At 71.0% G+C, this 21,190-nt stretch carries 18 protein-coding genes; 9 read left to right on the top strand and 9 right to left on the bottom strand.

What is annotated here, in order from left to right:
• The first annotated feature begins 108 nt into the window (after positions 1 to 108).
• Positions 109 to 2,424 (top strand): type IV pilus assembly protein FimV, encoded by a 2,316-nt coding sequence (locus EZ216_RS09080; RefSeq protein WP_135249423.1) that lies wholly within the window; start codon positions 109 to 111, stop codon positions 2,422 to 2,424.
• An 11-nt stretch (positions 2,425 to 2,435) separates the two neighbouring features.
• A complete protein-coding gene (locus tag EZ216_RS09075; RefSeq protein ID WP_135249422.1) occupies positions 2,436 to 2,813 on the top strand; it encodes a surface-adhesin E family protein in 378 nt (125 codons plus the stop codon).
• A gap of 63 nt (positions 2,814 to 2,876) precedes the next feature.
• Here EZ216_RS09075 and EZ216_RS09070 read toward each other — a convergent pair whose 3' ends face one another.
• The 5 genes from EZ216_RS09070 to EZ216_RS09050 form a co-directional block, all read right to left on the bottom strand.
• Positions 2,877 to 4,049, bottom strand: a complete 1,173-nt coding sequence (locus tag EZ216_RS09070; RefSeq protein ID WP_135249421.1) for a BMP family ABC transporter substrate-binding protein — start codon at positions 4,047 to 4,049, stop codon at positions 2,877 to 2,879.
• A gap of 39 nt (positions 4,050 to 4,088) precedes the next feature.
• Positions 4,089 to 5,009: an ABC transporter permease gene (locus tag EZ216_RS09065; RefSeq protein ID WP_135249420.1), complete on the bottom strand. Its 921-nt coding sequence runs from the start codon at positions 5,007 to 5,009 to the stop codon at positions 4,089 to 4,091.
• A 145-nt stretch (positions 5,010 to 5,154) separates the two neighbouring features.
• Positions 5,155 to 6,222, bottom strand: a complete 1,068-nt coding sequence (locus EZ216_RS09060) for an ABC transporter permease (protein WP_135249419.1) — start codon at positions 6,220 to 6,222, stop codon at positions 5,155 to 5,157.
• Positions 6,215 to 7,831, bottom strand: a complete 1,617-nt coding sequence (locus EZ216_RS09055; RefSeq protein ID WP_135249418.1) for an ABC transporter ATP-binding protein — start codon at positions 7,829 to 7,831, stop codon at positions 6,215 to 6,217. The genes EZ216_RS09060 and EZ216_RS09055 overlap by 8 nt, the downstream gene beginning before the upstream one ends.
• Complete coding sequence (locus tag EZ216_RS09050; protein ID WP_135249417.1) at positions 7,828 to 8,766, bottom strand: LysR family transcriptional regulator; 939 nt, start codon at positions 8,764 to 8,766, stop codon at positions 7,828 to 7,830. The genes EZ216_RS09055 and EZ216_RS09050 overlap by 4 nt, the downstream gene beginning before the upstream one ends.
• Before the next feature lie 92 nt (positions 8,767 to 8,858).
• Between EZ216_RS09050 and xdhA the strand changes: the two genes are divergently transcribed.
• Genes xdhA through EZ216_RS09035 form a run of 3 tightly spaced genes read left to right on the top strand, consistent with a single transcriptional unit; the run spans position 8,859 to position 13,220 of the window.
• Positions 8,859 to 10,436, top strand: coding sequence for a xanthine dehydrogenase small subunit (gene xdhA, locus EZ216_RS09045; RefSeq protein WP_135249415.1), 1,578 nt, complete (start codon positions 8,859 to 8,861; stop codon positions 10,434 to 10,436).
• On the top strand, positions 10,433 to 12,820 hold the full coding sequence (gene xdhB / locus EZ216_RS09040) for a xanthine dehydrogenase molybdopterin binding subunit (RefSeq protein ID WP_135249414.1): 2,388 nt from the start codon (positions 10,433 to 10,435) through the stop codon (positions 12,818 to 12,820). The genes xdhA and xdhB overlap by 4 nt, the downstream gene beginning before the upstream one ends.
• A 58-nt stretch (positions 12,821 to 12,878) precedes the next feature.
• Positions 12,879 to 13,220 carry a hypothetical protein gene (locus tag EZ216_RS09035; RefSeq protein ID WP_135249413.1) on the top strand — a complete coding sequence of 114 codons (342 nt, stop codon included), beginning with the start codon at positions 12,879 to 12,881 and terminating at the stop codon, positions 13,218 to 13,220.
• Here EZ216_RS09035 and EZ216_RS09030 read toward each other — a convergent pair.
• Complete coding sequence (locus EZ216_RS09030; RefSeq protein WP_135249412.1) at positions 13,211 to 13,393, bottom strand: hypothetical protein; 183 nt, start codon at positions 13,391 to 13,393, stop codon at positions 13,211 to 13,213. The genes EZ216_RS09035 and EZ216_RS09030 overlap by 10 nt on opposite strands.
• Positions 13,394 to 13,556: 163 nt before the next feature.
• The gene (locus EZ216_RS09025) at positions 13,557 to 13,817 is read right to left on the bottom strand and encodes a hypothetical protein (RefSeq protein WP_135249411.1); all 261 of its coding nucleotides are present in this window, start codon (positions 13,815 to 13,817) and stop codon (positions 13,557 to 13,559) included.
• 218 nt (positions 13,818 to 14,035) lie between these two features.
• On the opposite strand from EZ216_RS09025, the gene EZ216_RS09020 reads away from it, so the two are divergent.
• Positions 14,036 to 14,392: a hypothetical protein gene (locus tag EZ216_RS09020; protein ID WP_135249410.1), complete on the top strand. Its 357-nt coding sequence runs from the start codon at positions 14,036 to 14,038 to the stop codon at positions 14,390 to 14,392.
• A gap of 4 nt (positions 14,393 to 14,396) precedes the next feature.
• Positions 14,397 to 14,768 (top strand): hypothetical protein, encoded by a 372-nt coding sequence (locus EZ216_RS09015; RefSeq protein WP_135249409.1) that lies wholly within the window; start codon positions 14,397 to 14,399, stop codon positions 14,766 to 14,768.
• Here the strand turns inward: EZ216_RS09015 and EZ216_RS09010 are convergent.
• Positions 14,765 to 15,910, bottom strand: a complete 1,146-nt coding sequence (locus EZ216_RS09010; RefSeq protein WP_135249408.1) for an alpha/beta hydrolase — start codon at positions 15,908 to 15,910, stop codon at positions 14,765 to 14,767. The two genes, EZ216_RS09015 and EZ216_RS09010, sit on opposite strands and share 4 nt — an antisense overlap.
• A 129-nt stretch (positions 15,911 to 16,039) precedes the next feature.
• Here EZ216_RS09010 and EZ216_RS09005 point away from each other — a divergent pair, with 129 nt between their 5' ends.
• On the top strand, positions 16,040 to 18,835 hold the full coding sequence (locus EZ216_RS09005; protein ID WP_135249407.1) for a DUF2339 domain-containing protein: 2,796 nt from the start codon (positions 16,040 to 16,042) through the stop codon (positions 18,833 to 18,835).
• Positions 18,832 to 20,193, top strand: a complete 1,362-nt coding sequence (locus EZ216_RS09000) for a DUF3999 family protein (RefSeq protein WP_135249406.1) — start codon at positions 18,832 to 18,834, stop codon at positions 20,191 to 20,193. The genes EZ216_RS09005 and EZ216_RS09000 overlap by 4 nt, the downstream gene beginning before the upstream one ends.
• Here EZ216_RS09000 and EZ216_RS08995 read toward each other — a convergent pair.
• Entirely contained in the window at positions 20,159 to 21,112 is a 954-nt protein-coding gene (locus EZ216_RS08995; protein ID WP_135249785.1) for a LysR family transcriptional regulator, read from the bottom strand. The genes EZ216_RS09000 and EZ216_RS08995 overlap by 35 nt on opposite strands.
• Between the last annotated feature and the right edge of the window lie 78 nt (positions 21,113 to 21,190).

Raw genomic sequence — 21,190 nt, 5'->3', positions numbered from 1 at the left:
TATTGCAATTTGAACGGACCATCGCCCCTGGTCGGGACAGCAAGGAAAGCAGTCGAAGCGCACCGGCGGGCAGCAGGCGCGCGGGTTTCCGGGCCGTTTGAAGCAGCAGTGAACCAAAAGGACAAGCAACAGGCCACCGCATCGGCCGGCCGGCGCCACGCCGGTGGCTGGCGCACCACCGTGTCCGCGGCGGTGTTGCTGCTGTGCGGCACGCAGGCGGCCGCCCTCTCGCTCGGCCGCATCCAGGGCACGGCGCTGATAGGCCGCACGCTCCAGGTTTCCCTTCCCGTCACCGTCAACCCCGGCGAGGAGCTGTGCCTGCGGGCCGAGCTGCTGCAGCCGGAGACCCCGCCCATCCCGCTGTCCTGGCGCTCCGAGCCCATCGCCGGCGACCAGGTGCTGGTGCGGCTGTCGTCCAACCAGCTGGTGCAGGAACCCATCGTCGCCGTGCGCGTGGCCGTCGGCTGCGCCGACCAGCTGACGCAAGGCTTCGTGCTGCTGGCCGAGCCGCCCACGCCGGCGCGCGAAGGCCTGCCGGTGCCGCTGGTGCTGGACCGCGGCGGCGACCTGCCGCCGGTGCGCATCGCGGAGAGTTCGCCCCCTGCCGCAGCGCCCGCTCCCGCCCCGGCTCGCCGCGAAAGCCGAGCCCCCGCAACGGCGCCTTCTCCCGGCGGCATGCGGCTGGACACGAGCATCAGCCGGCCCCAACCCCGCGCCCCATCCGCGGCGGCTGCACCGGCATCCCGCGCACGCAGCCAGGAATCGGCGCGCGCGCCCGCGCCGACGCCGCGCACCGAACGCGCGCCCACGGGCGAAGGCCGCCCGCGGCTGCAGGTCGACCTGCTGGACTTCGCCATCGATCAGGCGCCGGCGCTGAAGATGTCCGGCCAGCTGGCTTCCGGGCCGGTGGGCAATGCGCCAGGCGGCAGCACGCCGGCTGGATCAGCCTCGCAGACTGCCGGCGCCGCTTCGACACCGGCCGGCACCGCCGACGGTGCGCCGGTGCTCTCGCGGCAGGAAGCCGGCGCCGCCTGGCAGCAGGTCAACGCCACGCCGGAGCAGCGCTTAGCCGCGCCCTCGCCGGAACTGGTGGCCGAGATCAAGGCGCTGCGCGAGCAGTCGAGGAAGCAGGCCGAGCAGTTGCAGAAACTCAACTCCGAGCGCGACCTGATGCGCGACGTCCTCGCGGGCATCGCAGGCGCCATCGCGGTGGCGCTCAGCCTGCTGCTGTGGCGCCGCTCGCGCGAAGGCGCGGGCGGCCCGTGGTGGCAGCGGTCGCGCACGCAGCCTGCGTCCGTGCATGCATCGCCGGGCCCCGACAGCGTGGTGGACAGCAGCTTCCCCGAAGAGGAAGACGCGCCGGTGCGCGTGGCGCCCGAGCCGGACAGCGAATGGTCCACGCCCGCGCCGCTGCGCCCCGCCGGCACCGCCGTGGTCGGCGCCAACGCGTCCGGCAAGGCCCACTTCGGCGACAGCGTGCTCGGCCGCGGCCGCCTGCCCAGTGCCGAGGAACTGCTGGACGTGCAGGAGAACGCGAACTTCTTCCTCGCCGTCGGCCAGCCGGAAAAGGCGATCGAGCTGCTGGAGTCGCGCCTGATCGAGCACCTGGGCGCCAGCCCGTTCCTGTGGATGGACCTGCTGGACCTGTGCCGCAAGCTCGATCGCCGCGAAGACTACGAGCGCGTGCGCAAGGAGTTCCAGCGCGCGTTCGCGGCGCGCCTGCCGCGCTTCGAGGACGCCGAGCTGAACACCGCGGGCCTGGAGGGTTACCCCAAGGCGCTGTCGCGCATCGAGCTGCTGTGGCCTTCGTCCAAGGTGCTCAAGGAGATCGAGAAGTCGCTGTTCGAGGACCCGAAGCCGGGCTCGATCATGTTCGACCTGGAAGCCTCGCGCGACCTGCTGCTGCTGTACAGCATCGCGCTGGAAGTGGAGACCACGCGCGAGGACGGCTCGCCCTACGACCGGACGGCGATGGCCGCGCTGGACGAAGATGGCGAGCCGGCGCTCACCACGCAGCCGGTGCCGCTGATGGCGCTGGACGTCAAGGACGAAGTGCCGGAACCCGCCGTCGACCTCGACCTGGACTTCAGCATGCTGGATTCCACCCCGCCGGCACCCCAGCCTGCGCCGGCCGCCGAACCCGAAGCCGCGGCGCCTGCCACCGCCGCGGCCGAAGTGCCCGCGCCCGCGCAGGACGACCCCATGCTGCCGGAGCTGGACCTCGGCGGCCTGTCCACCGCCAGGGCCGAACCCGACGCCGCTTCGACGGAGCAGGCACCGCTGCTCGACGCACTGCAGCTGGATGAACTGAAACTGGCCGACGCGCCCGCGCCGCAGGAGCCGCCCACCACCACCAGCGGCGAGCTCGCCCTGGACTTCGATCTGGATCGCGATGCCGGCCAGGGCCGTCCGCCGTCCGCCTGATCACGCCCGCCATGAGCCGCCTGCCGCGCGTCCTTGCCTGCCTGTCGCTCGCCGCCGCCCACGCGCATGCGGACTGGGTGAGCTATGGCGAGAGCGAGTCCGGCACCTACTACTTCGATCCCGCCACCGTGCGCAGCGAAGGCAGCGGGCGCAAGGTGTGGCGCCTGTTCGAGCTGAAGGAAGCGAAGGAAGGCGTGAAGTCGGGCAAAGCCTTGCTGGAGATCGACTGCAAGGCCGCCAGCTACCGCTACCTGCGCACGCTGTATTACTCGGGGACGATGGGCCAGGGCAAGGTGGTCGGCGGCGCCCGCGAGCAATCGACGGAGCCGATCGGGCCCGGCAGCATGGTGGCGCTGCTCTCGCAAAAGGTCTGCCCGGAGAGCAAATGAAAAACGCGGCCCGAAGGCCGCGTTTCTTCTTGGGGGAAAGGCGCGCCAAGCGCGCCCCTCACCTTACTTCTTGTCGCCGCCCGGGACCTTGCCCTCGACGCCCTGCACGTAGAAGTTGATGCCGCCCAGGAACTTGTCGTCGGCGGTGGCGTCCTTGGCCAGGACTTCCTTGCCAGCGTTGTCCTTGATCGGGCCCTTCCAGATCACGAAGCTGCCATCCTTCAGGCCGGCCTTCACTTCGTCCAGCTTCTTCTTCGCGTCTTCCGGCACGTCGGCCGCGACGGACACGAAGTCGATGGCGCCTTCCTTCACGCCCCACCAGATCTTGTCCGGGCTGGCCTTCCACTTGCCTTCCAGCACGTCGCGCGTGGTCTTGATGTAGTACGGCGCCCAGTTGATCACCGCCGAGCCCAGGTGCGCCTTCGGGCCGTACGACGTCATGTCGCTGTCCCAGCCGAACGCGCGCTTGTTCATCTTCTCGGCGGTCTGCAGCACGGCCGACGAGTCCGTGTTCTGCATCAGGATGTCGGCGCCGCCGTTGATCAGCGAGGTGGCCGCGGCCGTCTCGTTGGGCGGATCGAACCACTTGCCCACCCAGACCACCTTGGTCTTGATCTTCGGGTTCACCGACTGCGCGCCCAGCGTGAAGCTGTTGATGTTGCGCACGACTTCGGGGATGGGCACCGAGCCCACCACGCCCAGCGTGTTGGTCTTGGTCATCTTGCCCGCCACGACGCCGGCCATGTAGGCGCCTTCGTAGGTGCGGCTGTCGTAGGCGTTCAGGTTGTCGGCCGTCTTGTAGCCGGTGGCGTGCTCGAACTTCACGTCCTTGAACTCGCCGGCCACCTTCAGCATCGGCTCCATGTAGCCGAACGTGGTGCCGAAAATCAGCTTGTTGCCGTTGGCCGCCATGTCGCGGATCACGCGCTCGGCGTCGGCCGACTCGGGAACGTTCTCGACGAAGGTGGTGACGACCTTGTCGCCGAATTCCTTCTCCACCGCCTTGCGGCCGTTGTCGTGGGCGAAGGTCCAGCCGCCGTCGCCCACCGGGCCGACGTAGGCGAACGCGATCTTCAGCGGCGCGGGCTTGGGCGCGGCAGCGGGCTCCGAGGCGGGCGCGGCGGCGACGGGAGCCGGCGCGGGCGCTTCTTCCTTCTTGCCGCAGCCGGCCAGCGTGGCGGCCGCGGCCGCCAGCGCCGCGACGTGCAGCAGCGAACGTTTCTTCAGGTCGGTCATGGGATCCTCTGAGGGGGTGGTGAAATCCGGAAGAGCAAATTATGAGCCGGGATGGAAGGGTTTCCCAAGCGATGCCGGCATGTTCACCCGGATCCAGGCCGGGTTGCGGGAGATCAGCGCCAGCACCAGCACCGTGGCCAGGTACGGCAGCATGGTCAGGAACTGGCTGGGCACCTCGACACCAGCGCCCTGCAGGTGGAACTGCAGCATGGTCACGCCGCCGAACAGGTAGGCGCCGAGCAGCACGCGCGCCGGCCGCCAGGTGGCGAAAGTGGTCAGCGCCAGCGCGATCCAGCCGCGGCCCGCCACCATGCCTTCCACCCACAGCGGCGTGTAGACGATGATCAGGAAAGCCCCCGCCAGCCCGCACAGCGCGCCGCCGGCCACCACGGCGCCCAGCCGGATCCACCGCACCGGATAGCCCAGCGCGTGCGCCGACTCCGGCGACTCGCCGATGGAGCGCAGCACCAGGCCGCTGCGCGAGCGGTAGAAGAACCAGATGAGCGCGATGGCCAGGCCCATCGTGATGTAGACCATCGGGTGGTGGCGGAACAGCGCCGGCCCCAGCAGCGGGATGTCGGCCAGGCCGGGAATGGCGAATTGCGGCCGTTCGGGCAGCTTTTCCTGCACGTACCTGATGCCCGCGAAAGCCGAGAAGCCCGCGCCGAAAAGGCTGAGCGCCAGGCCGGTGGCGTACTGGTTGGTGTTGAGCCAGATCACCAGCACGCCGAAGATGGCGGCCAGCAGCGCGGCCGCGCCGATGCCGGCGATGAAGCCGAGCACATCGCTGCCCGTGTGCACGACCGTGACGAAGGCGGCCAGCGCGGCGCACAGCATCATGCCTTCGGCGCCCAGGTTGACCACGCCGGCTTTCTCGTTGACCAGCAGGCCCAGCGCCGCGATGGCGAGCACGGTGCCGGCATTCAGCGTGGCGGCGAAAAGAAGCGCGTAGCTTTCCATGGCCCTCAGAACTCCCGTACGCGGAAGGCGCGAAAGATTCGCGAAGGACGCGAAAGCGTCAAGGAAGGATCGGCCTGCAAGGTTGCCTTTCGCGACTTTTGCGGATCTTTCGCGTCCTTCGCGTAAGGGAGTTCCGGTGCGCGCTTCATGCGGCGGCCTTCCGGGTGAACCTCACGCGATAAGCGATCAGCGTGTCGCACGCCAGCAGCGTGAACAGCAACAGGCCCTGGAACACGCCGGTCAGCGACTTGGGCAGGCCCAGGCGCGATTGCGCGAGTTCGCCGCCGATGTAGAACATGCTCATGAGGACGGCCGAGAACACCATGCCCAGCGGGTGCAGCCGCCCGACGAAGGCCACGATGATCGCGGCGAAGCCGTAGCCCGCCGGCACATAAGGCGTCAGCTGGCCGATGGGGCCGGCCACTTCCAGCGCGCCGGCCAGGCCCGCGCAGCCGCCCGACACCAGCAGCGCCGTCCATAGCGCGCGGCGCGAAGAAAAACCGGCGTAGCGCGCGGCCGCCGGCGCCAGTCCGCCCACCTGCTGCGCGAAGCCCGCGCGCGTGCGGAACAGGAACACCCACAACAGCACGGCGCCCACCAGCGCGATGACGATGCCGATGCTCACGCGCGAGCCCTGCATCAGCCGCGGGATCTGCGTCACCGCGTCGAAGTTCTTGGTCTGCGGGAAGTTGTAGCCGGCCGGGTCTTTCCACGGGCCGAACACCAGCCAGAACAGCAACTGCTCGGCGACGTACACCAGCATCAGGCTGACCAGGATCTCGTTGGCGTTGAAGCGGTCGCGCAGGAAAGCCGTGATCGACGCCCACAGCATGCCACCGGCCACGCCCGCCAGCAGGATGACGAGCACGATCCAGCGGCCGGTGCCCTTGTCCGCCATCAGCGCCACGCCGCCCGCCAGGATGGCGCCCAGCACGAACTGGCCTTCGGCGCCGATGTTCCAGACGTTCGAGCGGAAACACACGGCCAGCCCCAGCGCGATCAGCAGCAGCGGCGTGGCCTTCACGGTCAGCTCGCCGATCGCGTAGGCCGACTTGACCGGCTCCCAGAAGAACACCTGCAGGCCGCGCACCGGGTCCTTGCCCAGGGCCGCGAACAGCAGCACGCCGATGACGACGGTGAGCACCAGCGCCAGCAGCGGCGAGGCGATGCTCCACACGCGCGAATATTCGGGACGCGCTTCGAGCCTAAGCATTTGCGTGCCCTCCACTTCCCGTTCGGGCTGAGCCGGTCGAAGCCGAGGCCGAGCCTTCGACAAGCCTGCCCTGAGCAGCGTCGAAGGGCTCAGGCCGAACGGAGGCGGGCGCGTCCCACAGCCCGCTCATCCACTCCCCGATCTTCTCCACCGTGGCTTCGCGCCGCGGCAGCGAAGGCGACAGGTGGCCCTTCGCGATGACGTGCAGCCGATCGCTCACTTCGAACAGTTCATCCAGTTCCTCGCTCACCACCAGCACCGCGCAGCCCGCGTCGCGCAGCGCGAGGATCTCGCCGCGGATCTGCGCCGCGGCGCCCACGTCCACGCCCCACGTCGGCTGCGAGATCACCAGCAGCTTCGGCCTGGCGTCGATCTCGCGGCCGACGATGAATTTCTGCAGGTTGCCGCCGGACAGCGAACGCGCCGCCGCGGCCGGGCCACCGGCCTTGACGTTGAAGCGGCGGATGATCTGCGACGCCTGCGACTGCAGCGCCTTGACGTCGATCCAGCCGGCGCGGCCCACTGCGTCGCCGCGCGTGAGCATCAGGTTGTGCGCCAATCCGAGCGACGGCACCGCGCCACGGCCCAGTCTTTCCTCCGGGACGAAGTGCAGTCCCAGCTTGCGGCGTTGCGCGGGGCCCATGCGGCCGGCGGACTGGCCGGCGACGCGCACCGAATCGGCCGGCGCGCGCGTGTCCTCGCCCGACAGCGCGTACAGCAGCTCGCGCTGGCCGTTGCCCGAGACGCCCGCGATGCCGACGACTTCGCCCGCGCGCACCTCGAACGACACGCCGCCCAGGTCCACGCCGAACGGCGAATCGCGCTCCAGCGACAGCTGCCGCACCTGCAGCACGGGTTCTCCCGGCTGGCGGTCGTGGTGTTCCAGCTGCGGCGGCTCGGCGCCGATCATCAGGCGGCTGAGCGACGCGTTGCTCTCGTTGCGCGGATCGCATTCGCCGGTGACCTTGCCGCCGCGCAACACCGTGCACGCGTCGCACAGCTCGCGGATCTCGTGCAGCTTGTGGCTGATGTACAGGATGCTGCAGCCTTGCGCAGCCAGCTGGCGCAGCACGATGAACAGCTTCTCCACCGCCTGCGGCGTCAGTACCGAGGTGGGTTCGTCCAGGATCAGCAGCTGCGGATCGGTCAGCAGTGCGCGGATGATCTCCACCCGTTGCATCTCGCCGACCGACAGTGTGTGCACCGGCCGCGACGGATCGACGTGCAGGCCGTACTCGGCCGCCTTGGCTTCGATGCGGCGCGACACCTCGGCCAGCTTCAGGCGCTTGTCCAGGCCCAGCCACACGTTCTCGGCCACGGTCAGCGTGTCGAACAGGCTGAAGTGCTGGAACACCATGCTGATGCCCAGCGCGCGCGCTTCCTGCGGATTGCGCACGTTCACCGGGTGGCCGTTCCACAGCACCTGGCCGGCGTCGGGCTTGACCGAGCCGTAGATGATCTTCATCAGCGTGGACTTGCCGGCGCCGTTCTCGCCCAGCACCGCGTGCGTCTGGCCGGGCAGCACGGTGAGCGCCACGCCATCGTTGGCCACCACGGCAGGGTAGCGCTTGGTGATGCCCTGCAGCTGCAGGCGCGGCGGCGCGGTCATGCTTGCGAAGTCCTCAGCGCCCCGGCGGCGGCCTTCACGCGGCCGCGCAGCCAGCGCGCCGCGGCCGAGCCGTGGCTGCGCTCGTGCCAGAGCTGGTAATAGGTGAGCGGCGGGAAGTCCACCGGCGGCTTCAGGATCGCCACCCGCAGGTGCGCGGCGTAGCGCTCGCAGAACAAGCGGCCGGTGGTCAGCACCAGCAGCGTGGACGCGACCATCGCCGGGATCAGCGAAAAGTGGGCGCAGCGCGCGGTGATGTTGCGCGCCAGGCCCTGGCTTTCCAGGTGCTCGTCGATCACGCCGCGCGCGCCGGGATGCAGCGGCGTGGGCGCGACGTGCTCGGCCGCCAGCCATTCGTCGGCGTTCCAGCCGCGGCGCGCCGCCGGATGATCCGCGGCCACCAGGCACACGACTTCGTCGGTGAACAGTTCGCCGCGGTGCAGGTCGCCGGGCGGCTGCAGCCAGTTGCCGACCACCACGTCCAGCTCGCCTTGCGCCAGGCGGTCGGCATAGTGGCCGTCGGAAGACAGCGGGTGGATCTCGACGCGGGTGCGCGGCGCTTCGCGCTTGAGATCGGCCACCAGGCCGGGCAGGAAGTGCGGGTCCAGGTAGTCGCTGGCGGCGACGCGAAACGTCTGCTCGGCGGTGCGCGGGTCGAAGCCGCGGGCGTCGCTGAACAGCACCTCGGCGGCGCGCAGGATGCTGGCGCTGGGATCGATCATGCGCAGCGCGGCGTCGGTGGGCACCATGGTGGCGCCCGAACGCACCAGCAGCGGGTCGCCGGCCAGTTCGCGCAGGCGCTTCAGGGCCGCCGACACCTGCGGCTGGTACATGCCCAGCTTCAGGGCGGCGCGGGAGACACTGCGTTCAGTCAGCACCGTGTGCAACACTCGGATGAGGTGGAGGTCGATCTTGTCGAAAAGGCCTTGATCTCTCATACCCACCACGGCATGGTTTTCATATGGCAGGGCTTATGCCAAAGGCACCCTGCCGCTCTACGCTCCAACCCGGGTTTCCCCTCACCTTGCGCATGACTCCCAAGACGATCCGATTCCTGCGCCGCGGCGAGCCCGTGGCGCTGGGCAATGTACCACCCGACCGCACCCTTCTCGAGGTGCTGCGCGAGGACCTGGGCGCCACCGGCACCAAGGAAGGTTGCGGCGAAGGCGACTGCGGCGCCTGCACCGTGGTCCTGGCCGAAGCCGACGAGCGCGGCGGGCTGAAGTACCGCGCCGTCAACAGCTGCATCCAGCTGGCGCACTCGGTGGACGGCCGCGCGCTGTGGACCGTCGAAGATTTGGCCGCCGAAGACGGCACGTTGCATCCGGCGCAGGAAGCGATGGTGCAGTGCCACGGCTCGCAATGCGGCTTCTGCACGCCGGGGTTCGTCATGAGCCTGTTCGGCATGTACCAGAACCACGTGTGCAAGGGTGAGGCCGTCACGCGGGAACTTGCGCAGGAGGAGCTGTCGGGGAATCTTTGCCGGTGCACGGGGTACCGGCCGATATTGGATGCGGCACAGAAGATGGGCGGATTGCCGGCGGTGAAGGTGGATGAAGCCCTCATCGCACGGAAGCTTCAACAGCTTCGTCATCACCGCCCACAACCTCGTCATCCCCGCGAAGGCGGGGAGCCATGGCTTCCTTCTGTGGCCGCCGAAATGCGGGAGCCATGGATTCCCGCCTTCGCGGGAATGACGGAGGGGGCGGGAATGACGCCGGAGGGTGCGGAGTACATCGCGCCGGAGACCTTGTCCGGACTGCTCGCCGCTCGCGCCCGCCACCCCGATGCGCAAGTCGTCGCCGGCTGCACCGACGTCGGCCTGTGGGTCACCAAGCAGCACCGCCGCTTCGCCAAGGTGCTGGACGTCACCCGCGCCGCCGAGATCCGCCAGGTCGAGGACTACGACAACCACATCGCCATCGGCGCAGCCGCCACGCTGACCGACGCCTACGCTGCCCTCATCGACCAGCGCCCGCAGCTGAAGACTTTCGCCAACCGCTTCGCCGGCCTGCCGGTGCGCAACGCCGGCACGCTGGGCGGCAACGTGGCCAACGGCTCGCCCATCGGCGATTCCATGCCGCTGCTGATCGCGCTGGACGCGCAGCTGGTGCTGATGAACGAGCGCGGCCACCGGCACGTGCCGCTCGACGCCTTCTACACGGGCTACCGCCGCAACGTGCTGGCGCCGGACGAACTGGTCGCCTGGATCCTGGTGCCGCGCCCGCGCCAGAACGAATTCCTGCGCGCCTACAAAGTCTCCAAGCGGTTCGACGACGACATCTCCGCCGTCTGCCTGGCCATCCGGCTGGAACTGCAGGGCGGCCGCGTGGCGAACATCGGCATCGGCGCGGGCGGTGTCGCAGCCACGCCGGTGCGCGCCGCGCGCACGGAAGCCTTCCTGCTCGGCCGCGAATGGACCGAAGCCGCCGCGCTCGAAGCCGGCGAGCTGCTGCGCGAAGAGTTCGAGCCCATCTCCGACATGCGCGCCTCGGCGGCCTACCGCCGCCAGGTGCTGGGCAACCTGCTGCGCCGCTTCTGGCTGGAAAGCCAGGGCCGGCGCGGCATCAACCTCGAGCAGTTCCGGCTGCAGGAGGTGTCCGCATGAACGCACGCGACGACGATTACGGCACCGCCACCGGTGGCGGACCCACCGGCCGCGCGGCCGCCGGCGAACGCAACCTGGCGCCGGGCACGGATTCACCGCACGCGCCCACCGCGCCTGAGCCCGCCATGGGCCGCCCGCGCCCGCACGAAAGCGCCCGCGCGCAGGTGGCCGGCAGCGCGACCTACATCGACGACATCCCCGAAGTCAAAGGCACGCTGCACGCCGCGCCCATCCTGTCCACCGCCGCGCACGGCAAGCTGCGCGGCGTGGACACCGCGGCCGCGCAGGCGATGCCGGGCGTGCGCGGCGTCGTGCTGGCGCGTGACATCCCGGGTGACCCGCTGCTGGCGACCTTCGTGCACGACGAGCCGATCTTCGCGGGGGCCACGGTCCACCACGTCGGCCAAGTGATCGGCCTGGTGGTTGCCGACACCGTGATGGAAGCGCGCCGCGCCGCGCGCCAGGTGAAGCTGGACATCGAGCCCCTGCCCGCGGTGCTGGACGTGCGCGAGGCGCATGCGAAGCAAAGCTATGTGCTGCCGCCGGTCACCGTGCGCCGCGGCGAGCCGGAGAAGGCACTGGCTTCGTCGAAGCACCGCCTCTCGGGCCAGCTGGAAGTCGGCGGCCAGGAACACTTCTACCTGGAAGGCCAGGTGGCGTACGCCATGCCGCTGGAACAGGACCAGTGGTGGATCTACTCCAGCACCCAGCATCCCGGCGAGGTGCAGCACTGGGTGGCGCACGCGCTGGGGCTGGAGAACAACGCGGTGACGGTGGAATGCCGGCGCATGGGCGGCGGCTTCGGCGGCAAGGAAACGCAGGCCGGCCACCTGGCGGTGTGGGCCGCGCTGGCCGCGCGCAAGCTGCGCCGGCCGGTGAAGCTGCGGCTGGACCGCGACGACGACTTCATGGTGACCGGCAAGCGCCACCCGTTCGCCTACGACTGGGAAGCGGGCTTCGGCGGCGACGGCCGCCTGACGGCGCTGAAGGTCACGATGCTGGTCAACTGCGGCTTCTCGGCCGACCTGTCGGGCCCGGTGGCCGACCGCGCGATCTTCCACACCGACAACGCCTACTACCTCTCCGACGTGGAGATCGCCTCGTACCGCTGCCGCACCAACGTGCAGAGCCACACGGCTTTCCGCGGCTTCGGTGGCCCGCAGGGCGTGATCCTCATCGAGGCGATCCTGGGCGACATCGCGCGGCACCTGAAGCTGGATCCGCTGGCGGTGCGGCAAGCCAATTTCTACGGCGTTGGGGAACGGGACGAGACCCACTACCGCATGAAGGTGGAGGACAACATCCTGCAGCCGCTGGTGTCGCAGCTGGCGCGGGATTGCGGCTACCGGCAGCGGCGCGAGCGCATCGCGGCGTGGAACGCTACCAGCCCGATCATCAAGCGCGGCATCGCCATCACGCCGGTGAAGTTCGGCATCAGCTTCACCGCCACGCTGTTCAACCAGGCGGGCGCGCTCGTCCACGTGTTCACCGACGGCAGCGTGCAGGTCAACCACGGCGGCACCGAGATGGGCCAGGGCCTGAACACCAAGATCATGCAGGTGGTGGCCGACGAGCTGGGCGTGCCGTTCGAGCGCGTGAAGTGCACCGCGACGGAAACCGGCAAGGTGCCCAACGCTTCGGCCACCGCGGCCTCGAGCGGCACCGACCTCAACGGCCGCGCCGCGCAGTTCGCCGCGCGCAACGTGCGCGACAACCTCGCCGCGTTCGTCGCGGGGCTGGACAGCTGCGGTGCCGGGGCGGTGACTTTCCGCCTGGGCCAGGTCATCACGCCCAAGTCGACGCGCGGCTTCGACGAAGCGGTCAAGGCCGCGTACGCCAACCGCATCCAGCTGTGGAGCGACGGCTTCTACCGCACGCCCAAGATCCATTACGACAAGGTCACGCTGACCGGCCGGCCGTTCTACTACTTCGCCTACGGCGCGGCCTGCAGCGAGGTGGCCATCGACACCCTCACCGGCGAGAGCCGCGTGCTGAAGGTGGACATCCTGCACGACGTGGGCACGTCGCTGAACCCGGCCATCGACATCGGCCAGATCGAAGGCGGCTACATCCAGGGGGTGGGCTGGCTCACCACCGAGCAGCTGGTGTGGAACGCCGACGGCCGGCTGGCCACGCACGCGCCCAGCACGTACAAGATCCCGGCCACCGGCGACGTGCCCGAGCACTTCAACGTGCGCTTCTGGCACGAAGGCAACCGCGAAGACAACGTCGGCGGCAGCAAGGCCGTGGGCGAGCCGCCGTTCATGCTGGCCATCAGCGCCTGGGAAGCGCTGCGCGACGCGGTGGCGCAGGCGCGCGGCGACGGAAGAGCGCCGCTCGTCGCCCCCGCGACGGCGGAGAACGTGCTCAAAGCCCTCGGATGAGTTGCGGTTTGCCGTCGCCGCGCCGCACGTGTGGCGCGGCAGCGGCAGAATGGCCGCGATGCGCATCGTTTCCACTCCGCTCCTGTTCTGGGCCGACGGCATGACCGTGGCGCCCGGCCTGGTGGTCGTGCACCCGCGCGTGCGCAAGGACCCCGGCCTGCTGGCGCACGAAGCCGTGCACGAGCGGCAGATGCGCGAAGTCGGGCTGCTGCGCTTCTGGTGGTTTTACTTCACCTGCCGGCCGTTCCGGCTGTGGGCCGAGGTGGAGGCGTACCGCGTCTCGCTGAAGTACCAGCCGGCCGGGCTGCGCCATTTCGCGCGCGCCATCGCCCGTGGCTATCTCCTGGGCATCAGCGAAGCACAGGCGCAGCGCCTGCTGCGCGGTGAGGTTCAGAGGTAAGAGAGCGCGAGGAGGCTGGCGCAGCCCCACATCAGCAGCGGTACGGCGGCGCTCCACCAGGTGACGGGCGCTTCGTCGGACGGCGTGTCCGGCGCCTCCGCGAGCTCTGGCGCCCACGAGCCCCAGCCGCTGGCGGGCGCGGGCATCAGGTGGGCGAAGGGGTCACGGTCCATGTCAGGTCTCCCTGTGCGTGGGCACATGCTCCGGCGCACGCCGGGACGGCCATGTAGGAATCAGGCGGGTGTTGGCCGCCGATTTCCGCGCTTCGAACACATCCGCGCACGGGTTCCCGCGGGCGCCACGTACTGGGTCGCGCGCCGCAACGCGCGCCGACCCTCAGCGGTCGCGCGCTTTCTCCAGCCCGGCGCCGAGCGTCCAGACGCCCCAGGCCACCAGCAGCGTGGCGGCCGTGTAGCCGGCCGGCGACTGCGGCACCCACGCCGTGGTCCACGCGGGAAAACCGTCGATCAGTTCGGGCGCATCGAAGAACAGGCCCACCAGGCTGGCCAGCAGCGCCACGGTGCCGGCAAAGAAAGCCCACAGGCCGGCTTGCACGCGCCGGCGCAGGGCGGCGCGATCGAGGTTCGATTCGAGCATGGCTCATCATCGCGGCGCCCGGGCCGGTCCTTGCGTTTGTCCGCGGCGGCGCGCGAACGAACGCGCTCAACCGTGCGCGGGCCGCAGCATCGATGCACGGATGAGACAGTGCCAAGCTGACGCCCTCGTCAGCGTTTCACGGCTGAGGCTTCGTCCGGGCGTCCTACAGCTGACCCTGAGTGCGCGGGCGCACCATGCGCCGCATCAGGGAGGCCGCCATGAGCCACGCGCAGTTGCAATCCCCACCGGCGATGGGCCGCGATTTCAGCCTGTACCTCGTGCAACAGCTGGTGTGGATGCGGGTGCGGCGGCTGTTCCCTCCGCAGGCCGTGGTCTGCCGCGTGCGCGGTGACGCCCTCGCGATCACCTGGCCGACCGGCGAGCCGGACCACCCGCGCCAGTCCACCGCGGTCGTGCTGCGTTTCGAGCACGACTTCGTCAAGGCCGTCAGCGAATGCAGCATCACGCGGCGCCACGTCATGGCCGCCGAAGCGGACGCCATGGTCCGCGCCGGGATGATGGGCTACGACCCGTATGCGCCATTGCCGCAGGCGCGCGTCATCGTGGTGGGGTGACGCGATGCCTGCAACGAACCTGGAGGTGAGGACGGACTGGGAATCGCTGGAGCGCTCCGTCGGGCCCGTGAAGGGTTATTACCTCGCGCTCTGCGCCTATCCCTCGGCGGCCGCCGGCGGATGGGTCGGTTACTACAAGGTTTGCGCCGGACCGCCCAGCAGCTACTGGGAAGCGGCGTGCGTGCTCAAGGGCGGGACGGGAGCCTGCGCGAACGCGTGGGACGCGCTGCGCGAGGCCGACAACCTCGCCCAGCTCGCGGTCGGCAACCTGCCGGGCGCGCAGTCGCTGGACGCATGGCGCGAGGGCAGGCCACTGAACTTCCTGGAGCGCCACGTGCTGCGGCATGGCGGCTGGGCGCGCATGCGCACCGCCTAGAGCGCCAGCATCCACTGCGCCATTTCGTCCGCCACCTGCTCGACCAGCGCGGGTTGGCCCGCGAGATAGTGGTTGCCGCCTTTCACGTCGACGTTGCGGATGCGGCCCGGCGCCGCGGCCAGCCACGCTTCGCGCGTGCTGGGGAACGTCGAGCGGTCCGCCGTGTACGTGTGCAGCAGCACCGGCACGCTGGTGCGCGCCAGGTTGGAAGGCCCGTCGGCGCGGCTGCGCGGTGACCATTGCGAAAGAAAGCCGGTGAGCGAAGTGATGCGGCCCATCTGGCTGGCCGCGTAGTTGACCGAACGCGCGCCTTCCGCGCCCGCGCCCCACACGCTGCCCACGTCGCGGTCGTTGGTGTCCAGCGACAGATCCAGGAAACGAGGATCGGCGTGGGTGCGGTGGACCACAAACACCTGGTCGCGCGGGCTGCCGGGCGCCTTCAGCGCGCGCAACCTGGTGAGCCGCTGGTCCACCCAGCGGTCGATGCGCGCCAGCCGAGCGGCCTGCGCCGCACGGAACCGCTTCAGGAAGTCGGGCGCATACGGCGGCCGGTTGGCGGCGTCGTACATGTCCAGGTCGGGGTTGGCCGACAACGGGTCGTCCTCGTCGAACACCGACGGATCGAGCCAATGCTTCATCAGGAACGAACGGCCCTCGTGCGCCGCGCACAGCGCCAGGCCCTGCACCGGCGGCAGGTCCTGCGGCGACATGCCCGCGGGGTCGCCGTCGACCATGCGTTCGATGGTGAGTTCCTCCGCCTGCGCCTGGTAGAACGCCGCGAGCGAAGCGCCGCCCGAGTTGCCGACCAGCACCACCTTGTCGTACCCCTGCGCGCGCAGGAACTGCACGCCCGCGCCCAGGTCCTGGATCACGCGCTCCATCAGCAGCAGCGTGTCGTTGCCGGCGTAGCGCGAGTTCAGCCCCATGCACGCCACGCCGCGCGCGGCCAGCGGTTCGATGAGGTAGTGCCCCATGAAATTGCTGGTCGGGTGCATCACGATGGCCGCGGCCTTCTTCGCGCCCGCGGGCTGGCGCCAGGCGCCGTAGATGCGCGGGCGCAGCAGCTGCAGGCCGGACTGGCTTTCCAGCGCGGCGCCGGGCTTGACGTCGATGGCGGCGAGTTGCAGGGGCGGGGTGGCCATGGGGCGCATTGTCCGGTGTCCCGGGCGGCGTCGCGAGCCCGCCGGTAGCAGGTTCCTATACTGCGGCGGCATCAGGGCCCGCTCGAGGCCCGCGGCGCGCACAGTGCGCGCCATCCGAAGGAGAGTGGCATGGTGCTGTGGGGAGCAGTCTGGGGTGCGGTGCTGGGCCTGCTGTGGCCCGGCTACGGCGACGAGTGGCGCTGGATGCTCGGCGCGGTCCTCGGCGCGATCGGGGGAGTGACGCTGCGCGGCGCCGTGCGGTCGGAGATCCGGCGGCAGGCCGCGCTGGTTGCGACGGCGCCGGCGGCGGCGATGCCGCGCGAAGCCGCCGCGCCGCCGGTGGCGCCCGTGCCGGTCGTGGAGCCGGAGGCGCCGGTGAGTGCAGCCGCTGCGGCAATTGCGCAAGCCGACTTCGCCGACACGTCGCCGGCACCGCCGCCATCGGCCGCCAGCACGCCCGCAGCGCCTCGAGCACCTGCCGCCCCCAGCCTGCCCGAAGTGCTGGTCGGGCGCGCGCGCGACTGGCTGCTGGGCGGCAACACCATCGTCCGGCTGGGTCTGCTGGTGCTGTTCGTCGGCCTTGCCTTCCTGGCCAAGTACGCGGTGGAGAACGCGCTGCTGCCGCCGCAGGTGCGGCTGGCCGCCATCGGCGCCGCGGGCATCGGCCTCTTCGCCGCCGGCTGGCGCATGCTCGGCCGCGCCGACCGCCGCGGCTACGCGCTCAGCCTGCAGGGCGCGGGCGTCGGCGTGCTGTACCTCACCGTGTTCGCGTCGTTCCGCATGTACCAGTTCCTGCCGGCGGGCGCCGCGTTCGCCGCGCTGGCGCTGGTGTGCGCGTTCTCCGCGGTGATCGCCATCGCGCAGAACGCGCAGGCGATGGCCGTCATCGGCTTCGCGGGCGGGTTCGCGGCGCCGCTGCTCGTTTCCACCGGGCAAGGCAGCCACGTCGGGCTGTTCAGCTACTACCTGGTGCTGGGCCTCGCGATCACGGGCATCGCCTGGGCGCGCGCCTGGCGGCCGCTCAACCTGCTCGGCTTCTTCGCGACCTTCGGCGTGGCCACCGCGTGGGGCGTGCTGCGCTACCGGGCCGAAGACTTCGCCAGCACCGAGCCCTTCCTGGTGGCCTTCTTCCTGCTGTACGTCGCGGCGGCGGTGCTCTACGCCACGCGCCACTCGCTGTCGCCGCAACGCGCGGTCGACGGCACGCTGGTGTTCGGCGTTCCGCTGGTGGCGTTCGGGCTGCAGGCCGCGCTGGTGCGCGAACTGCCGCTGGGCAGCGCGCTGTCGGCGCTGGCGGCCGGCGCGTTCTACCTGGGCCTGACCGCCGCGATGGCGGCACGCGCCCGCCGGGGCGACGAAGCGGCGCGCTGGCTGGGCGAATGTTTCGTGGCGCTGGGCCTGGGCTTCGTCACGCTGGCCGTGCCGCTGGCGCTGGACGCGCGCTGGACTTCCGCCACCTGGGCCGTGGAAGGCGCCGCGGTGTACTGGCTGGGACGCCGGCAAGGCCGCTGGCTGCCATGCGCCGCCGGCCTGGCGCTGCAGGCGTTCGCCGCCATCGCCTACCTCACGGACACCGGCACCGCCGCATCGCCGTGGCCGTTCGCCAATCCCGCTTTCCTCGGCGCGCTGATGCTGGCCGCCTCCGCGCTGATGCTCGCCTGGTGGACGCGAGAGCGCCGCACCGGCGGCCAAGGGTTGCACGCCGTCGTGCACGACGCCGAAGCCGTGCTGTCGCCGGTCCTGCTGTGGGCCGGCTTCTTGTGGTGGTACTTCGCCCTGCATTCGGAAATCACGCGGGCGCCGCTGGACCCACAAGGGCTGCCCGCGGCACTCTTCGGCGAAGGCGCGCGGCTGAATCTTTCGCTGCTGGCGTGGGTGGGCAGCGCGTTCGCGTTGCAGTGGCTGGCCGGTCCCTCGCGCTCGCGGCCGTGGCCGCAAGCCGCATGGCCGGCGATGACCGTGCTGCCCGTGCTGCTGGCGGGCGCGCTCTACGGCGCGGCGAACCTGGACCACCTGTTCGTCGCCGGAGGCTGGCTGGCCTGGCCCGTGCTGCTGGCGCTGCACGCGTGGATGCTGCGCCGGCTGGACCGCGGCACACCTGCAGGCTGGTGGCGCGCCGTGCACGCCGCGGGCGTGTGGCTGCTGGTGCTGCTGGCCGGCAACGTGCTGGTGTTCGCGGTCGGACAGGCGCAGCTGTGGCGCACGGCCTGGGCGTCCGTGGTGCTGCTGGTGGCTTCCACCGCCGCGGTGATGGTGCTGGCGCACCCGGCCTTCCACCGCGGCACCGCCGCCCGCTGGCCGCTGGACCGTTTCGCGCGCTCGTACGGCTGGGTGGCTGCCGCGCCGCTGGCGGCGGCGCTGGCCATCGGCGCGCTGGTCGTCGCGGTGCGTTCGGACGGCAATGCCCGGCCGCTGCCCTACATCCCGCTCATCAACCCGACCGACCTGGCCGTGGCCCTGGCGCTCTCGGCCTGTGCCGCGTGGCTGCTGCAGCTGCGCCGCGGAACGCTGGCGGTGCCGGCCGAAATGAAAGGCCCGCGCGTGCTGCTGGTGCTGGCGGCCATTGCGTTCGTCGGCATCAACACGGTCTGGCTGCGCGTCGCGCACCACTACGCCGATGTGCCTTGGTCGGCCGGCCGGCTGTTCGATTCCTTCCTGGTGCAGGCCGGCTATTCCATCCTCTGGACCGTGCTGGCGCTGGGCGTGATGGTCGCCGCGTTCCGGCGCGGTTCGCGCGGTGCGTGGACGGCCGGCGCGGTGCTGCTCGCCGTCACGGTCGCCAAGCTGTTCCTGATCGACCTGTCCAACCGCGGCGGCTCCGAGCGCATCGTGGTGTTCATCGCGGTGGGCGTGCTGATGCTGGTGCTGGGCTGGTTCGCGCCCTTGCCGCCGGCCCGGCCCCGCAACCTGGAGGCCACGGCATGACCCGCCCATTGCTGATCCTGTTGCTCGCGCCCGCCGCCGCGCTGGCCGCCGCGCTCTCCGCCGGCGATTTCGCCTGGCGCGCGGACATCGAGGCACCGTCCGGCGGCGGGCTCGCCCGCGTCCCGCTGCCCGCCGAAGCGCTGATGCAGGCGCGCAGCGCCGGCCTCGCGGACCTGCGCGTGTTCGACACGCGCGGCGAGCCGCTGCCCTTCGCCATGCGCCGCCCCGGCGCCGCGGCCGCGGCGCCGGTGGCCGGCCCCGAGCTGCCGGCGCACGTGCTCACGCGCACGCGCGGTCCGTCCGGCGCCGGCGGCCGATCCATCCAGGTGCGGGTGAAGGGCGCGCAAGGCGAATCGGCCTGGGTGCAATTCGGTGGCGGCGGCACGACGGCGGGCGAGCCGCTGCAATCCGTGCTCTTCGACGTGCGGCAGGAAAAGCGCGCCGTCACCGCGCTGCGGCTGCAGGCGGAACTGCCGGCGAACACGCCCGTGCGGCTGTCCGCGTTCACCAGCACCGACCTGGCCGATTGGCAGCCGCTGCCGCTGCGGGGCAGCCTGTTCCGCTTCGAGGGCGCGCCCGAGCTGGACAACCGCACGCTGGCGCTGGCTTCGCCACAGATGCTGCAGGGCCGCTACCTGCGCCTGGACTGGGAAACGGCTGGCGTGCGCGTGGATTCAGCCATCGTGCTGGCCGCAGGCGAGGTGCCGCGCGAGCGCGTCGCGGCGGCACTGCCGGCGCCCACACCGGTGAACGGCGGGCTGGAATGGCAGCTGCCCACCACGGTGCCGATCGCCGCGCTGTCGCTGGCCAGCACGAAACCCGGCACGCTGGTCCCCGTCCAGGTGCTCGGCCGCCGCGACCCGGCGCTGCCCTGGACGCCCATCGCGCGAGCCACTGTGTTCCGTCTCGGCCCCGCGGGCGCGGAAAACACCAACCCGCCGCTGACGCTGGCCGGCGCGACGCCCCGGTGGTTGCGGGTGGAAGCGCTGCGCGGCCTGCCACTGGGCGAACTGTCGGCCGGCGTGGAGTTCGAACCGGTCGAGGTGGTGTACCTGGCTTCCGGCCCATCGCGGCTGGCGATCGGCCGCGCCGATGCGCCGCCCGCCGACGTGCCGCTGGCCACGTTCGCGGCGGCGCTGCCTGGCGGTGGCCCGGACGCGCTGCCGCTGGCCCGCCTGGGCCGCATCGAACAGCGTGCCGGCGAGGCCGCCGCGCCCTCCTGGTTGCCGCGCGGCGTCACGCCGGCGACGGCCGCGCTGTGGTCGGTGCTGCTGCTGGGCGTGCTGGTGCTGGCGGTGGTGGCGGCGCGCCTGATGCGCCAGCTCAAGGCGGCGGCACCGCCGTCCGGCGAGGGCTGACCGCGCGCACGCCGCCGCGCGGTTCGCGGAAAAGCGATTCCACCAGCGCCCGCAGCCAGGCGTGGCCCGGGTCGGCCTCGAAGCGCCGGCTCCAATGCAGCGACACGGCGAAGTCGCGGCCCGCCACGGGCGGCTCGACGATGGCGTAGCCGCCCTCCTGCGCGAACCCTTCCGCGATATTGCGCGGCATCACCACCGCCAGGTCGGTGGCGCGCACGATGGAGGGCAGTGCCATGAAGTGTTCGGCCGTCAGCCGCAGCCGGTCCTCCACACGCAGCCGCTGCAGGATGCGCAGCGTGTCGGCGTGCGTGCGCACGTTGACGAACTCCAGTTCACGCAGGCCTTGCAGCAGCGCGGCGCCGGCGCGCCGCTTGCGCGTGAACGGGTGGCCCGCGCGCAGCAGCACCACATAACGGTCGCGCAGCAGCTCGGTGCGCTGGCTGTCGCGCACCATCGGCAGGAAGCCGAAGGCGAAGTCGATGCGGCCGGTGTCCAGCGCGTCGATGATCTCCGCGCGCGGCAGCGGCAGCGTTTCGATGCGCACGCCGGGCGCCTGCTCGCGCAGCGCGGCCATCAGGTCGGGCAGGAAGCGGCCCTCGCCGATGTCGCTCATGTGGATGCGGAAGCTGCGGCGCGAGGTGGCGGGCTCGAACGACGAGGTCTCGCCCAGCGCCAGTTCCAGCGTGCCCAATGCGCTGGCGACCGCGGGCGCCAGCCGGTCGGCCTTCGGCGTCGGCTTCACGCCGCCGGGCGCGCGCATGAACAGCGGGTCGTGGATCAGGGTGCGCAACCGCGTCAGCCCTTGGCTGGCGGCGGGCTGCGTGAGGCCGAGCCGCTCGGCCGCGCGGCTGACGCTGCGCGCGCGGTAGACCGCGTCGAACAGGCGCAGCAGGTTCAGGTCGATGTCGTTCAGCTGCACGGGACGATATGCATTCACCGAATGATGCTTAGTCGGTTCATTTTATTGCCGTATGTCGCCCGCTCCACGACACTGCCG

Source organism: Ramlibacter humi (genome assembly GCF_004681975.1).
Taxonomy (GTDB): Bacteria; Pseudomonadota; Gammaproteobacteria; order Burkholderiales; family Burkholderiaceae_C; genus Ramlibacter; species Ramlibacter humi.
Note: the sequence above shows the minus strand (reverse complement) of the source record. Positions and strands in the feature narration are given on the sequence as shown.

Excerpts from the sequence above, each read along its gene's own strand:
- EZ216_RS09075 (WP_135249422.1), top strand. The coding sequence starts at position 2,436 with ATGAGCCGCCTGCCGCGCGTCCTTGCCTGCCTGTCGCTCGCCGCCGCC.
- EZ216_RS09070 (WP_135249421.1), bottom strand. The coding sequence starts at position 4,049 with ATGACCGACCTGAAGAAACGTTCGCTGCTGCACGTCGCGGCGCTGGCG.
- EZ216_RS09065 (WP_135249420.1), bottom strand. The coding sequence starts at position 5,009 with ATGGAAAGCTACGCGCTTCTTTTCGCCGCCACGCTGAATGCCGGCACC.
- EZ216_RS09060 (WP_135249419.1), bottom strand. The coding sequence starts at position 6,222 with ATGCTTAGGCTCGAAGCGCGTCCCGAATATTCGCGCGTGTGGAGCATC.
- EZ216_RS09055 (WP_135249418.1), bottom strand. The coding sequence starts at position 7,831 with ATGACCGCGCCGCCGCGCCTGCAGCTGCAGGGCATCACCAAGCGCTAC.
- EZ216_RS09050 (WP_135249417.1), bottom strand. The coding sequence starts at position 8,766 with ATGAGAGATCAAGGCCTTTTCGACAAGATCGACCTCCACCTCATCCGA.
- xdhA (WP_135249415.1), top strand. The coding sequence starts at position 8,859 with ATGACTCCCAAGACGATCCGATTCCTGCGCCGCGGCGAGCCCGTGGCG.
- xdhB (WP_135249414.1), top strand. The coding sequence starts at position 10,433 with ATGAACGCACGCGACGACGATTACGGCACCGCCACCGGTGGCGGACCC.
- EZ216_RS09035 (WP_135249413.1), top strand. The coding sequence starts at position 12,879 with ATGCGCATCGTTTCCACTCCGCTCCTGTTCTGGGCCGACGGCATGACC.
- EZ216_RS09030 (WP_135249412.1), bottom strand. The coding sequence starts at position 13,393 with ATGGACCGTGACCCCTTCGCCCACCTGATGCCCGCGCCCGCCAGCGGC.
- EZ216_RS09025 (WP_135249411.1), bottom strand. The coding sequence starts at position 13,817 with ATGCTCGAATCGAACCTCGATCGCGCCGCCCTGCGCCGGCGCGTGCAA.
- EZ216_RS09020 (WP_135249410.1), top strand. The coding sequence starts at position 14,036 with ATGAGCCACGCGCAGTTGCAATCCCCACCGGCGATGGGCCGCGATTTC.
- EZ216_RS09015 (WP_135249409.1), top strand. The coding sequence starts at position 14,397 with ATGCCTGCAACGAACCTGGAGGTGAGGACGGACTGGGAATCGCTGGAG.
- EZ216_RS09010 (WP_135249408.1), bottom strand. The coding sequence starts at position 15,910 with ATGGCCACCCCGCCCCTGCAACTCGCCGCCATCGACGTCAAGCCCGGC.
- EZ216_RS09005 (WP_135249407.1), top strand. The coding sequence starts at position 16,040 with ATGGTGCTGTGGGGAGCAGTCTGGGGTGCGGTGCTGGGCCTGCTGTGG.
- EZ216_RS09000 (WP_135249406.1), top strand. The coding sequence starts at position 18,832 with ATGACCCGCCCATTGCTGATCCTGTTGCTCGCGCCCGCCGCCGCGCTG.